The sequence below is a fragment of the Ensifer sp. genome (assembly GCF_035999185.1).
GTDB lineage: Bacteria > Pseudomonadota > Alphaproteobacteria > Rhizobiales > Rhizobiaceae > Ensifer.
In genome coordinates, this window is record NZ_DASYHB010000110.1 from 76,278 (window position 1) to 89,366 (window position 13,089).

Genomic DNA, 13,089 nt, shown 5'->3' on the forward strand with positions numbered 1-13,089 from the left:
ACCGCCGCCAGCACAGAGGCTCCGGCCCCCCGCGCTGGCAAACGATGTTCTGGCGTGGCTCAGATGTCGCGGGCTGCGTGCGCCCAATCCATGTAGAGGTCGCGCGCCTTGGCAGCGACGGCGCCCGCCTGCAGGTCGCGGCTTTCAAGCCGGGTGACCGGCAGCACCTTGGAATAGTTGCCGGTGGTGAAGATCTCGTCGGCGGCCTCGAAGTCGGCCATGGTGAGCGTTGCCTCGACCACTTCGATGCCCGCCTCCCGCAGGAGCGACGTCACGCGGAAGCGTGTGATGCCCGCGAGGAACGTGCGGTTGGCGGCCGGCGTATAGACGATACCGTCCTTGACCAGGAAGACGTTGGAAGAGCCGGTCTCGGCAATGTTGCCAAGCATGTCGCGCACCAGCGCATTGTCGAAGCCACGCGAACGGGCCTCCGTCAGGATGCGGGCATTGTTCGGGTAGAGGCAGCCGGCCTTGGCGTCGGTCGGCATCGATTCCAGCGTCGGCCGGCGGAACGGCGAAAGCGTCAGCGACGAACCGCCATGGCCGTTGCCCATCGGCGCTTCGAACAGGCAGAGCGCAAATCGGGTCGATTCGGGGTCGATGGCAACGACGCCAGCTGCGCCATGCTCGGCCCAGTACATCGGCTTGACGTAGAGCGCGGTCTTGCCGTCGAATTTCTTCGTGCCTTCCCAGGTGAGCGCTTCGATCTCCTCGGCCGACATGGTCGGCTTCAGGCCGAGCGCGATCGCCGAGCGGTTGACGCGCTCGCAATGCAGATCGAGGTCCGGAGCGACGCCGTCGAACACGCGCGCGCCGTCAAACACGGTCGAACCAAGCCACATCGCGTGTGAGGTTGGCCCGATCAGCGGCGGATTGCCGGCGAGCCATTCACCATCGACATAGGTCCAGGTCACGGAGCGGGGGGATGTATCGACGGCCATCGGCGTCTCCTTCAGGTTTTTTGTTCTCATTCTTCGGCATAACCCGAAAAAACAGCATCGTGGTGAATGGGTATATCAAAAAATGTCATGACGGCCATTCTGGCATCGATGCGGCCTCTCGCTTAGTCTCGCGCAGAAAGAAGGGGAGGAACCGTGCGTATCAAGCATCTCGATCCTGACGACGTCGACATCTTTCGCAGCATCAGACTGGAGGCGCTCAATCGTGAACCGCAGGCATTTGCGTCGACGGCCGCCGACTGGGAGCAGCTTTCGGCGGAGGAGTGGCGGGCGAGATTGACCAACAATGCCGTCTTTGTCGCATTCGAGGGCAGCCAGCCACTGGGGATCATGGGGCTGATGCGCGAGCGGGCGAGCCGGCTGGCGCATCGCGCCACCATCATCATGGTCTATGTGCGCGACGAAGCGCGCGGTACCGGCGTGGCGCGGCACCTGCTCGCCCATCTGACCGATCATGCCCGCGCCTCCGGCATCCGCCTGCTGGAACTGGTCGTGCGCGCCGACAACCCGACGGCCACCCGTTTCTACGCGCGCGAAGGGTTTCACGAGATCGGCCGTGTACCTGGAGGCATGCTCGAGGGAGACGTGGAAGTCGACGAGATTTTGATGGCACGGCACATCGACGGCCGCGCCTCACCCGCATCGTAAGGAGCGCCCCGATGAAAGCCATGTACTACGACGCCTTCGAGAAGACGCCGGAGATCCGCACGCTTCCTGATCCGACCCCGACGGAAAACGGCGTGGTCGTCAAGGTCGAAGCGACAGGGCTTTGCCGGTCCGACTGGCATGGCTGGATGGGCCACGACGCCGATATCCGCCTGCCGCATGTGCCGGGCCATGAGCTTGCCGGCGTCGTCACGGCGGCCGGTCGTGGCGTCATGCGCTACAAGGTCGGCGACCGTGTCACCGTGCCGTTCGTCTCCGGCTGCGGCCGCTGCGGCGAATGCCGCTCGGGCAACCAGCAGGTCTGCGAGGCGCAGTTCCAGCCGGGCTTTACCCATTGGGGCTCGTTCGCCGAATATGTCGCGCTCGATTTTGCCGACCAGAACCTCGTGCATCTGCCCGAGAGCATGGACTTCACCACCGCGGCGAGCCTCGGCTGCCGCTTCGCCACTTCGTTCCGCGCCGTCGCTGATCAGGCCAAGGTCAAAGGCGGCGAATGGGTGGCGGTGCACGGCTGCGGCGGCGTCGGACTGTCGGCGATCATGATCGCCGCAGCACTCGGTGCCCAGCCGATCGCGATCGACATCGCCGATGATAAGCTCGCCTTTGCGCGACAGCTCGGTGCGGTCGCTGCAATCAATAGCCGCACAGTCGAGGACGTGGCGACGGCCGTGAAGGAGATCACCGGCGGCGGCGCTCATGTCTCGATCGACGCGCTTGGCAATCCCGTTACCTGCTTCAACTCGATCAAGAACCTGCGCCGGCGGGGTCGCCACGTCCAGGTCGGACTGATGCTCGGCGACCAGGCGACACCTGAGATCCCGATGGCACAGGTGATCGGCCACGAGCTCGAGATCTATGGCAGCCATGGCATGCAGGCTTGGCGCTACGACGCCATGCTGGCGATGATTGCCGACGGCAGGCTCAAGCCGCAACAACTGATCGGCCGGGAGATTTCGCTCGAACAGGCAATCCCTGCCCTCGTTTCCATGGATCGAGCAACCGATCTCGGCATCAGCGTGATCACACGTTTCTGAGGGTGCACGGGCATCATTTACCCAGCCACGCGCGGGCCCCCATTCCGACTCACCGTGTCCATGCGTTAGCCTTGCTCCCTAAACAGGGGCAAGGCCGATGACCATCGCGAGGCGGCGCAAACTGATCAGGCGTCAGCGCACCGGAACGGCACTCGCCGTTGCCGCAACGATCTCGTTTCTCGCCGGCATGACCGACGCGATCGGGCTCTTGAGCATCGGTGATTTCGTTTCTTTCATGAGCGGCAACACGACCCGAGCGGCGATTGCTCTCGGCGACGGCAAACTTGCCGACGCGCTGCTGTTGCTCGGGGCACTGCTGACCTTCGTCGTCGGCAACGCGCTCGGCGTGATCATGGCTGCGCGCCTTGGCGTCGTCGGCGTCCTCTCGACGGTCAGCCTCGTGCTCATGCTTTCGGCGGGCCTTCAGTCCTCAATGCCGCCGCCCGGATACTTTTACGGCATCGTGCTGTCGATGGGACTGGTCAACGCGGCTGTGGAGCAAATCGAGGGATTGCCGATCGGGCTCACCTATGTGACCGGGGCGCTGTCGCGCTTCGGGCGGGGGCTCGGTCGCTTTCTGCTCGGCAACCGAAACCGCCAGTGGCTGGTGCAGATCGTCCCCTGGCTCGGCATGTTTGCCGGCGCGGTAGCAGGCGCCATTCTGCAACGCCACTTCGGTGCGGCCGCACTATGGGCATCGTTCGCGCTGAGCACCGGGCTCGCCCTTGCAACCATTCTTGTGCCATCGCGGTGGTCGAAGCGCTACATCCATCCTGGCTGAAGGCCCGCCTTGATGCCCGCTTTTCGCACCGGCCAAGATTTAGCCCTTAAGTCAGAGCGGGTTTCAGGGCAAAATCCGATGGAAAGAATCACGAGAGAGGTCCTGTCATGGCGCTTGCGGCAGCCGTCACCGCGGATGAACTCTACCATCCCATTCTCAATGCCAATCCGGCGCATCCGGCCGGATGGCCGATCCGAGTGATCGTCAGCTCGCAAACGGAAGCGCGGCACAATCGGGCGATCTGGGCGCCGACGCACCTGATCTCGATCCGCGCGCCCGGCAGCCGGCTGCTTTCGATGATCGAGCTGCCGCCGGAACAGCATCTGGAACTCTATTTCGGCGACACCACCGACCCGGACGAGCCGGATGCAGCGCGCATCGGCTCGATCGAGGCGAGCTTCGCCTTCGTCGACAGCCTGCCAAAGGATGCGCATCTGCTCGTTCATTGCCTTCGCGGCATCGGTCGCGCCACGGCGCTCACCCTCGGCATCCTTGCGCGCTACATGCCGCCGGAAGAAGCAGCGGCTGCACTCCATGCGCTGCGCCCGGAGGCCAAGCCGAATCGACATGTGGTCAACCTCTGCGACACCGCGCTCGGCCTCAAGGGCAGGCTCGCCAAACAGGCGCTGCGCTTCCCCGCGAAAGTCTGGAAACCGGGCAAGGGCTGATACCGACGGGCCTCGGGTGTGCTTACCCCGTTGTGCAACGCACAAAGATTTGCCATGATCCTGAAAAAGAACGGAGACAGTTTGATGCCCGATCGGGCATGATGCTGTAAGCCCTTGTTTTCGGACGGGCTTTGACGGGACGATTTGGCAATTATCCCGTTCGTGCCGGAGGCAACTGACGGGAGGAAACGATGTCCCACGCGGCCTATGTGTTTGACGCCTACGGCACGTTGTTCGACGTGCATGCGGCAGTCAGACGCCATGCGTTGGAGATCGGTCCGGACGGCCAGGCTTTTTCCGAGCTCTGGCGTGCCAAGCAGCTCGAATACTCCTGGGTGCGCTCGCTGATGGGCAGCTATCAGGACTTCTGGCAGCTCACCGAACAGTCGCTCGACTATGCCTTCGCGCGCTTTCCCTCCGCCGATCCGAAGCTCCGCAAGCGGCTGCTCGACGCCTATTGGACGCTTGACTGCTACCCCGAAGTGCCAGCGGTCCTCAAGGGACTGAAAGAACGCGGCGCACGGATCGCAGTGCTTTCCAACGGCTCGCCGGCCATGCTCGCGTCAGCGGTGCGCAACGCCGCACTCGACATCGTGATCGACGACGTCTTTTCCGTCGACGCGGTCAAGGCCTTCAAGACGGCGCCTGCTGTCTACGACCTCGTCACCACCAGCTACCGGCTCTATCCGCACGCCGTCTCGTTCCAGTCGTCGAACCGCTGGGACATTGCCGGCGCGACGAAGTTCGGTTTCCGCACCGTGTGGATCAACCGGGCCGATATGCCCGATGAATATCGCGATCACGGGCCGGCCCTGATCCTGCCCTCGCTCGAAAGCTTGCAATTCGGTATCTGAAGGAGTTCTCCATGGTCTGGTCGCCAGCGCAGTATCTGAAGTTCGAAGACGAACGCACCCGACCTGCCCGCGATCTCCTGGCCCAGGTGCCCGAACTGCCCGCCGGCCCTGCCTTCGATCTCGGTTGCGGTCCCGGCAATTCCACCGAACTGATCCGCGACCGATTTGTCGAGGCGACGCTCTCCGGTCTCGACAGCGACGACAACATGCTCGTCGCCGCGGCGAAACGCCTGCCTGGCATCACCTTTGAAAGAGCGGATCTCGCAAGCTGGGTCCCGCCTGACGGCGCGTCGCTGTTTTACGGCAACGCCGTTTTCCAGTGGTTGCCGAACCACCTCACGATCTTCGAACGGCTGATGAAAGCGCTCGCCGCCGGAGGGACACTCGCCGTCCAGATGCCGGACAACCTTGGTGAACCGACGCATTTGCTGATGGAAGAGACGGCCCGCAGTCTGCGGTTTGCCGATGCCTTTGCCGGCAAGACCATTCGCCGCAATCCGCTTCCGGCACCCGCGACCTACGTTCAGGCTCTGGCGCCGCGGGCGGCAAGCGTCGAAGTCTGGCACACGATCTACTACCATCGGCTCGCAAATGCCGAAGCGATCGTCGAATGGGTGAAGGGTACCGGCCTCAGGCCCTATCTCGACACCCTGCCGACCGACAGCCGCGACGCCTATCTTGCCGACTACACGGACCGGATTCGAGCGGCCTATCCGGCAATGGACGACGGCAAGGTGCTTCTGCGCTTTCCAAGGCTCTTCATCGTCGCGGTCAAGGCCGGATAGCCTGACAGCGCAAGCCGGTTACATGCGCTCGACCAGAAAATCGATGAAGGCGCGAATGCGGGCTGCGAGATGTTCGTGTCCGGCATAGACGGCGTAGACAATCTCGATTTCGCCGGACTGATAGTCCTCAAGCAGCGGCACCAGCCTCCCGGCTTCGAAGTCCTGTTCGACATGAAACCGGCCGATGCGACCGATGCCGACACCCTGAAGGCAGAGCTGGCGCACGATCGAGCCGCTCGATACCTGCATGTTGCCGAAGACGGTGCGGTGCTCCACCGTCGATTGGCCCGGCCTGCGGAACGCCCATTCGTCGACACTGCGGCGGAAGTTGAAGCGGAGGCAGTTGTGGCCATCGAGATCATCGGGCGTCTGCGGGACCCCATGCTTCTCCAGATAGGCAGGTGATGCGATGACCACCGGCCTGCTTTCCATCAGCTTGCGCGCCTTCAAGGATGAATCACGCAACGGTCCGGTGCGGATCGCCACGTCCGCGCGCTCGCCGACGACGTCGATCATGCTGTCGGTGAGCGTCAGGTCGAGTTGGACGTCGGGAAAACGCGCCAGGAACTCGGGCGCGAGCGGCATGATGTAGCGCTCACCGAAACCGACCGCGGCGTTCACCCGCAGCGGCCCGCGCGGCACCGTGCGGCCGCCGGCAGCGACCAGTAGCTCCGTCTCGGCGATTTCCGCAAGGATGCGCTGCGCGCGCTGGAGATAGACCTCCCCCTCCGGCGTCAACTGCAGCGTCCGGGTCGAACGAACGAGCAGGCGCGTGCCAAGCCGATCCTCGATGCGGGTCACCAGCTTGCTGACGGCCGAAGGCGACAGCTTCAGCCGCCGGGCTGCCGCTGAAAAGCTGCGGGTTTGTGAGACCGCAACAAAGACCTCCATCTCACCGGCCCGATTGTCCACATGACGTCCTTTGAATTGAATTCACGATCGTTTGTCCGATTATGCGTATTATCGTATGGAGTGCCAAGCCTCATATTCCGCTCGACATCATCAACAACCAACGCGTCCGGTCCCTCCCAGCCGGGCGGGAAAGGTACTGTCGTGCCCATAGCACTGCTTGCCCTGACGATCGCCGCCTATGCGATCGGAACCACCGAATTCGTGATCGTCGGACTGCTGCCGACGGTCGCCACCGATCTCAACATTACCCTGCCGCTCGCCGGCCTGATTGTCAGCGTCTACGCGCTTGGCGTCACCTTCGGCGCCCCGGTGCTGACCGCGCTCACCGGCGGGATCGAACGAAAGCCGCTGCTCATCGGCCTGATGGCGCTGTTCATCGTCGGCAATGCCGCAGCAGCACTGTCACCGAGCTACGAGCCGCTGCTCGTTGCCCGCGTCGTCTCGGCCTTTGCCCATGGCGTGTTCTTCTCGGTCGGCTCGACCATTGCGGCCGATCTCGTTCCGGAAGATCGCCGCGCGTCGGCGATCGCCATGATGTTCATGGGTCTCACCGTCGCGATCGTGACCGGCGTGCCGCTCGGCACCTGGATCGGTCAGACCTTCGGCTGGCGGGCAACCTTCTGGGCCGTTACCGGCCTCGGTGTCATCGCACTTGCCGCCATCGCGATCCTGCTGCCGAATACGCTGAAGAAGGCGCCGCCGGCCAAGCTCGTCGATCAGGTGCGCGTGCTCGGCTCCGGCCGCCTGCTGATCGTCTTTGCCATGACGGCGCTCGGATATGGCGGCACTTTCGTCGCCTTCACCTTCCTCGCGCCGATCCTGCAGGAAATCACCGGCTTTTCCGAAGGCGCCGTCAGCCTGATCCTCGTGCTCTACGGGCTCGCCATCGCCATCGGCAACATTGCAGGCGGCAAGATCGCCAACCGTGACCCGGTGAAGGCACTGGTTGGATTGTTCCTGGCGCAGGCGGCCGTCCTCGTGCTCTTCACCTTCACGGCCCCCTCGCCGGTGCTGACGCTGGTGACGCTCGCGGCCCTCGGCTTCCTGTCCTTCGCCAACGTTCCGGGCCTGCAGCTCTACGTCGTGCAGCTCGCCAAGCAGCACCGTCCCGGTGCCGTCGACGTCGCCTCGGCGCTGAACATCGCCGCCTTCAACCTCGGCATCGCCGTCGGCGCTTGGCTCGGTGGCGTCGTCGTCGCCTCGCCGCTCGGTCTCGGCATGACGCCTGTGGTCGGCGCCCTGCTCGTCGCTGCCGCGCTGATGCTCACACTTTTGAGCGGCGCTCTCGATCGCCGGACCGGCGCTGCCTACCAGGCCGCTTGAAGAGGCGGTCCCGAAGACCACCTATAACATCGTTGCTTTCACGCCCGGCCTCTTTCGGCCGGGCGCACGCCTCACATGGCCAATATCAAGGAGTTACCCACCATGCATTCCGTCACGTCCAACGGTGCCAATATCCCGGCGCTCGGCTTCGGCACCTTCCGCATGCCCGGCGCCGATGTGCTGCGCGTGCTACCGGAAGCGCTGAAGCTCGGCTTCCACCACGTCGACACGGCGCAGATCTATGGCAACGAAGCCGAAGTCGGCGAAGCCATCCACATGTCCGGCGTCTCGCGCGCCGACATCTTCCTCACCACCAAGGTCTGGGTGGACAAATATGCGCACCGCGATTTTCTCGCGTCCGTCGACGAGAGCCTCAAAAAGCTGAAGACCGACCATGTCGATCTGCTCCTTCTGCATTGGCCGGGCGGTAGCGACGTGCCTATGGCCGAGCGCATCGGCGCTCTGAACGAGGTCCAGAAGGCCGGCAAGGTGCGTCACATCGGCGTCAGCAACTTCAACACGGCGCAGATGGAAGAGGCGGTGAAGCTCAGCGATGCGCCGATCGCCACCAACCAGGTCGAGTACCATCCCTATCTCGACCAGACCAAGGTTCTCGACATCGCCCGCAGGCACGGCATGTCGATCACCGCCTATTACGCGATGGCGAACGGCAAGGTGCCGAGCGATCCGCTCTTGAAGGAGATCGGCGCGCGCCATGGCAAGACCGCCGCCCAGGTGGTTCTTCGCTGGCTGGTCCAGCAGAAGGACGTGATCACGCTTTCCAAGACCGCGACCATCGACCGCCTCAAGGAGAATTTCGCGATCTTCGATTTCGCGCTCGGTGACGGCGAGATGGCTGATATCCACGCGCTTGCGCGTCCCGATGGCCGGATCGTCAACCCTGAGGGCCTGGCGCCGGCCTGGGACAAGGCCGCCTGACAAAGGCTCATCAATCCGCCGCCGGTCCATTCCCAGCCGGCGGCGGATAGGCTATGGACATGGCCCGCAGACACCGATCAGAGGGAGGGGGCGATGTCGTTGCATGGCGCTGACGCGAGTGATTTTGCCCCGGACTGGCCGGCAATCATTGCCGTGGTTCTCGGTGTCACCGCCTTCTCTGTCGCTCAAGGGCTGACCTATCCGCTGATCTCGCTTTCGCTCGAAGGTCGCGGCGTTTCTGCCGGCATGATCGGCCTGAATGCCATGGGCTTTGCCGCAGGACTTGGCGCGGCAACGCTGCTTCTCGGCCGCCTGACCCAGCGCGCCTCCGCCGACAAGCTGATCATCGCCAGCCTTTGCGGCTGCTCGATCTGCCTTGCGACGCTTGCCTCGACGTCCGAGCTTGCCATCTGGTTTGTCGCCCGCTTTGCGCTGGGCTTCTTCGTCAGCATGGTCTTCATGCTGGGTGAGGCCTGGCTGAACACCGCTTGCCCCGACCGGTTGCGCGGCCGGGTTTCCGGCCTCTATGGCGCCGGCATGTGCGGCGGCTTTGCCGCCGGCCCGCTGGCAATCCCGCTGCTTGGCACTGCTGGCGGCCTGGGCTTTGCGCTGCTTGCCATCTACATCGCGCTCGTCGCCTTTCTCACCGGGCTTCTGACCATGGGTGCCCGCACGCGGCCCGAGCCCTCGTCGACACGCGACCTCTTCGCCTTCTTCAAGAAGGCGCCGATCCTGATCCTGATGGTGCTGATGTTCGGCTTTGCCGATATCGCGGCGATCTCCGCCATGCCCGTCTATTTCGTCAAGACGGGCCACAGCCAGGCTTTCGCCGCCCTCAGCGTCACGGCGCTGGCGATCCCGACCGCACTCGCGCAGCCCTTTATCGGCGTGCTGCTCGATCGCCTGCCGCGCCGTCGCGTGGCGATTTCGGCAGCAGCCGTCGCGGCCATTGGCTATCTGCTTGTGCCGTTCATCTCCTCCGATGTCGTGCTTTTGATGATCTTCGCCTGCATCGGCGCCGCCAGCTTCGCGCTCTATACGGCGGCCTTGACGATGCTCGGCGAAGAATACCGCGGCAGCATGCTCGTTGCCGGCAGCGCCGCCTTCTCGCTTGCCTACGCCGCCGGCAGTGCCGCGGGGTCAGGCGCCACCGGCGCGCTGATGAATTTCATCACCCCGGTCGCCGGCCCGCTCGGCGTCGGCGCCATCCTCGTCGTCTTCACGCTGGTTTTTGCAGCCGCCGGTCGCCGCTAGAGCGTATTTCCGCTACCGGGAACGCCACTCGACGACCGGATGTTCCGGGCGTCCGAACAAAGCAGGGTTAGCGCCTCTCCGAAAACACGGGCGGCGGGGCCGAGCGGCTCGTCGATCCGGTGGACAAGATAGGCCTCAGCGCTTACCTGGCTGTTGCGGCCAAGGGCGGCCGTCGGCACGCGCACGAGCCGGCCTTCGCCCAGATCGCGCTCCACCTGCCAAAGCGGAAGCCGCCCCCACCCCAGGCCCGACAGGATCATTGCGTGCTTCGCATCCTGGTTGCTGACGCGGCAGGTCTGCGGCGATATCACACCGAAGTCCCGGCCCGCTGTCCGCTCGGACGGATCCGACTGGACGATCTGCAGGTGGTCTGCAAGTGCGGCGTTTTCCAGCGCGCCCTCGCCGGTACGCTGGCCCAAAGGATGATGGCTGGCAACGACCGCCACGATCTCGACAGCGGTCAGCGCCTTGCGGGCGATGGCCGGATCGCGAAAGTCCTCGCCCACGGTGATGCCGAGCGTGAAGTGACGATCGACGATGCCGTCAAGCGGCCCGCCCAACGGCGAAACCGCAAGTCTGATCGAGACATTGGGGTAAGTGCCCCGCATCTGTTTCAGCGCCGCACCAACGGTCTCGATCGGAAACAGCGTATCGACGATCAGCGACAGTTCCAGCTCGATGCCTTCGCCAAGGCCGCGGGCGCGGGCGCGCATCGCGTCTACCCTCAGCAGGATGTCGCGGGCGTTCGACAGCAGCGCCCGCCCTTCCGGCGTCAGCACCGGCCGATGTCCGGAGCGGTCGAACAACAGGACGCCAAGCTCCGCCTCGAGGTTAGCGATGGCGTGGCTGACGGCCGACTGCACCCGCGAGAGCTTGCCGGCGCCGGCGCGGAAGCTGCCGCTTTCGGCGACGGTAACAAATGTCCGCATCTGGTCGAGTGTCAGGGCATCCAGCATGATCGATCCTATAGATCATATTGATGAAATTTATATCACTCCTGTAGATCGAGAAAAACACCCATCTTTTCTGTGACAGCGACGCTCCAGCAGAAAGCAAACAAGATGACCAAGGTGCTTGTCCTCTACTACTCGTCTTACGGCCATATCGAGACCATGGCGGCGGCGGTCGCCGAAGGCGCACGCGCGGCCGGCGCCACGGCCGCTCTCAAGCGTGTCCCGGAGATCGTTCCCGACGCCGTTGCCGCCAAGGCCGGTTACAAGCGCGACCAGGACGCGCCGATCGCAACCGTCGCGGAACTGCCGGACTATGACGCGATCATCATCGGCACCCCGACGCGCTTCGGCAACATGGCCGCGCAGATGAAGAACTTTCTCGACCAGGCCGGTGGCATCTGGGCACGTGATGCCCTGGTGGGGCGTATCGGCAGCGTATTCACCTCGACCGGAAGCCAGCATGGCGGTCAGGAATCGACGATTCTCGCAACCCACACGGTGCTGCTGCATCTCGGCATAGTGATCGCCGGCCTGCCCTACAGCTTCAAAGGCCAGATGCGCATGGACGAGATCACCGGCGGATCGCCCTACGGTGCGTCGACGCTTGCCGACGATGGCAACGGCGGCGACCGCCAGCCCAGCCACAACGAGCTTGAGGGCGCGCGTTTCCAGGGCAGGCACGTCGCGGAACTGGCGATGGCACTTGTCGCCGGACGGGCGCGGGTGCCGGAGACCGCGTGATGATCGCCGCCAATGCACCCTTGAAAGACAAGACCCGTTGGGCCGGCGTGGCGGCTGTCGTTGTCGCCGGCGTCGTTGCCGCGATGCAGGTCGGCAAGGGGCTGATCGCCGGGCCGATGCTGCAGGCCGACCTCGGGCTTGATCTGGCAACCCTCGGCTGGGTCACCTCCGTCTTTGCCGTCGTCGGTTTCGTCGGCGGCATGCCGGCAGGCGCAATCGTCGCCGCGGTTGACGATCGCCGCCTGCTTGGGGTCGGGATGGCGATGCTTGCGCTTGGCACCTTTGCCGGCGCGGCAAGTCAGAGCTTCACGCTGCTCCTGCTCTCGCGCATCGTCGAGGGCTTTGGCTTCCTGCTCGTCGTCGTCGCCGGACCGGCCATTCTCATGCGGCTCGCAACCGCCGACCGGCGCGATCTCGTCTTTGCCCTGTGGAGCTGCTTCATGCCCGCAGGCATGGCGATCGCCATGCTGACGGGCCCGTTCTTTGGCAGCTGGCATGCGATCTGGTGGAGCAACGGCCTGATCACATTCGCAAGCCTGCTGTCTATCTTCGTTGCGGTGTCGCCGTCCGGCGCTATCCCGCACGTCGTCGGCCGGCTGCACGAGGACGTGAAGGAGACACTTGCGAGCGGCGGACCGGTTCTGCTCTTCGTGATGTTCTCGCTCTACAGCCTGATGAGCTTCACACTTTTCAGCTTCCTGCCGATCCTTCTGGTCGAGCGCCTGCATGTTTCGCTTGGGACGGTGGGGGTTCTTGGGGCGGTCATCACCCTGGTCAACGTGATCGGCAATCTCTCAGCCGCCCAGCTGCTGTCACACGGTTTTGCGCGCGGCCGGCTGGTGGCGACCGCCGCGGTGCTGATGGGCGTGTTCGGCTTATGGATTTTCTTAAGCCAGTCCGACGGCCATCTGATGCTTGCGCTCTGCATCCTGTTTTCGGCGATCGGCGGCATGATTCCCGCCACGTTGATCTCGACAGCGCCGATCCTTTCACCCCGTCCGGCACTTGCGCCGCTGGCTATGGGGCTTTTGATGCAGGGCAGCAATTTGGGACAACTTGTCGGTCCTGTTGCCGTCGGCACGGCGATCGAGCGCTTTGGCTGGCCCTCCGGCGCCGCCTTCATCGGCACCGGGGCCCTGATCTTCATCTTGCTTGCTGCAACGCTCGAACGAAGGCTGCGGATGCGGGCGCAGCCGCGCTGACGAATGGCGGCCTTTCAG

14 protein-coding genes are annotated in these 13,089 nt (G+C 64.2%); 11 read left to right on the forward strand and 3 right to left on the reverse strand.

Translation table 11 applies throughout. The annotated features are described in order from the left end of the window. Positions 1-59: 59 nt before the first annotated feature. Positions 60-941 carry a branched-chain amino acid aminotransferase gene (locus tag VGO04_RS13085; RefSeq protein ID WP_327496380.1) on the reverse strand — a complete coding sequence of 294 codons (882 nt, stop codon included), beginning with the start codon at positions 939-941 and terminating at the stop codon, positions 60-62. A 153-nt stretch (positions 942-1,094) separates the two neighbouring features. On the opposite strand from VGO04_RS13085, the gene VGO04_RS13090 reads away from it, so the two are divergent. From VGO04_RS13090 to tam, 6 genes are all read left to right on the forward strand, one after another. Then, on the forward strand, positions 1,095-1,607 hold the full coding sequence (locus VGO04_RS13090; RefSeq protein WP_327496381.1) for a GNAT family N-acetyltransferase: 513 nt from the start codon (positions 1,095-1,097) through the stop codon (positions 1,605-1,607). An 11-nt stretch (positions 1,608-1,618) separates the two neighbouring features. Beyond that, entirely contained in the window at positions 1,619-2,659 is a 1,041-nt protein-coding gene (locus VGO04_RS13095) for a zinc-dependent alcohol dehydrogenase family protein (RefSeq protein ID WP_327496382.1), read from the forward strand. Between the two features lie 97 nt (positions 2,660-2,756). Beyond that, complete coding sequence (locus tag VGO04_RS13100; protein ID WP_327496383.1) at positions 2,757-3,440, forward strand: YoaK family protein; 684 nt, start codon at positions 2,757-2,759, stop codon at positions 3,438-3,440. Positions 3,441-3,547: 107 nt separating this feature from the next. Beyond that, complete coding sequence (locus VGO04_RS13105) at positions 3,548-4,108, forward strand: phosphatase (protein ID WP_327496384.1); 561 nt, start codon at positions 3,548-3,550, stop codon at positions 4,106-4,108. A 191-nt stretch (positions 4,109-4,299) separates the two neighbouring features. Continuing rightward, entirely contained in the window at positions 4,300-4,962 is a 663-nt protein-coding gene (locus VGO04_RS13110; RefSeq protein WP_327496385.1) for a haloacid dehalogenase type II, read from the forward strand. Between the two features lie 11 nt (positions 4,963-4,973). After that, positions 4,974-5,747, forward strand: a complete 774-nt coding sequence (gene tam / locus VGO04_RS13115; RefSeq protein WP_327496386.1) for a trans-aconitate 2-methyltransferase — start codon at positions 4,974-4,976, stop codon at positions 5,745-5,747. 18 nt (positions 5,748-5,765) lie between these two features. Here tam and VGO04_RS13120 read toward each other — a convergent pair whose 3' ends face one another. After that, positions 5,766-6,659, reverse strand: coding sequence for a LysR family transcriptional regulator (locus VGO04_RS13120; RefSeq protein ID WP_327496387.1), 894 nt, complete (start codon positions 6,657-6,659; stop codon positions 5,766-5,768). Between the two features lie 141 nt (positions 6,660-6,800). Between VGO04_RS13120 and VGO04_RS13125 the strand changes: the two genes are divergently transcribed. The 3 genes from VGO04_RS13125 to VGO04_RS13135 all read left to right on the forward strand — a co-directional run bounded on the left by VGO04_RS13125 (position 6,801) and on the right by VGO04_RS13135 (position 10,175). After that, on the forward strand, positions 6,801-7,982 hold the full coding sequence (locus tag VGO04_RS13125; RefSeq protein ID WP_327496388.1) for an MFS transporter: 1,182 nt from the start codon (positions 6,801-6,803) through the stop codon (positions 7,980-7,982). 102 nt (positions 7,983-8,084) lie between these two features. Continuing rightward, positions 8,085-8,921: an aldo/keto reductase gene (locus tag VGO04_RS13130; RefSeq protein ID WP_327496389.1), complete on the forward strand. Its 837-nt coding sequence runs from the start codon at positions 8,085-8,087 to the stop codon at positions 8,919-8,921. A 93-nt stretch (positions 8,922-9,014) separates the two neighbouring features. Continuing rightward, positions 9,015-10,175 carry an MFS transporter gene (locus VGO04_RS13135; protein WP_327496390.1) on the forward strand — a complete coding sequence of 387 codons (1,161 nt, stop codon included), beginning with the start codon at positions 9,015-9,017 and terminating at the stop codon, positions 10,173-10,175. Here VGO04_RS13135 and VGO04_RS13140 read toward each other — a convergent pair. Further along, complete coding sequence (locus VGO04_RS13140) at positions 10,172-11,131, reverse strand: LysR family transcriptional regulator (RefSeq protein WP_327496391.1); 960 nt, start codon at positions 11,129-11,131, stop codon at positions 10,172-10,174. The genes VGO04_RS13135 and VGO04_RS13140 overlap by 4 nt on opposite strands. Before the next feature lie 105 nt (positions 11,132-11,236). Here VGO04_RS13140 and wrbA point away from each other — a divergent pair, with 105 nt between their 5' ends. Together wrbA and VGO04_RS13150 are read left to right on the forward strand one after the other, a co-directional pair. Then, positions 11,237-11,869, forward strand: coding sequence for an NAD(P)H:quinone oxidoreductase (gene wrbA / locus VGO04_RS13145; RefSeq protein ID WP_327496392.1), 633 nt, complete (start codon positions 11,237-11,239; stop codon positions 11,867-11,869). Next, positions 11,869-13,071: an MFS transporter gene (locus VGO04_RS13150; RefSeq protein ID WP_327496393.1), complete on the forward strand. Its 1,203-nt coding sequence runs from the start codon at positions 11,869-11,871 to the stop codon at positions 13,069-13,071. Before wrbA ends, VGO04_RS13150 begins: the two co-directional genes overlap by 1 nt. Positions 13,072-13,089: the final 18 nt, after the last annotated feature.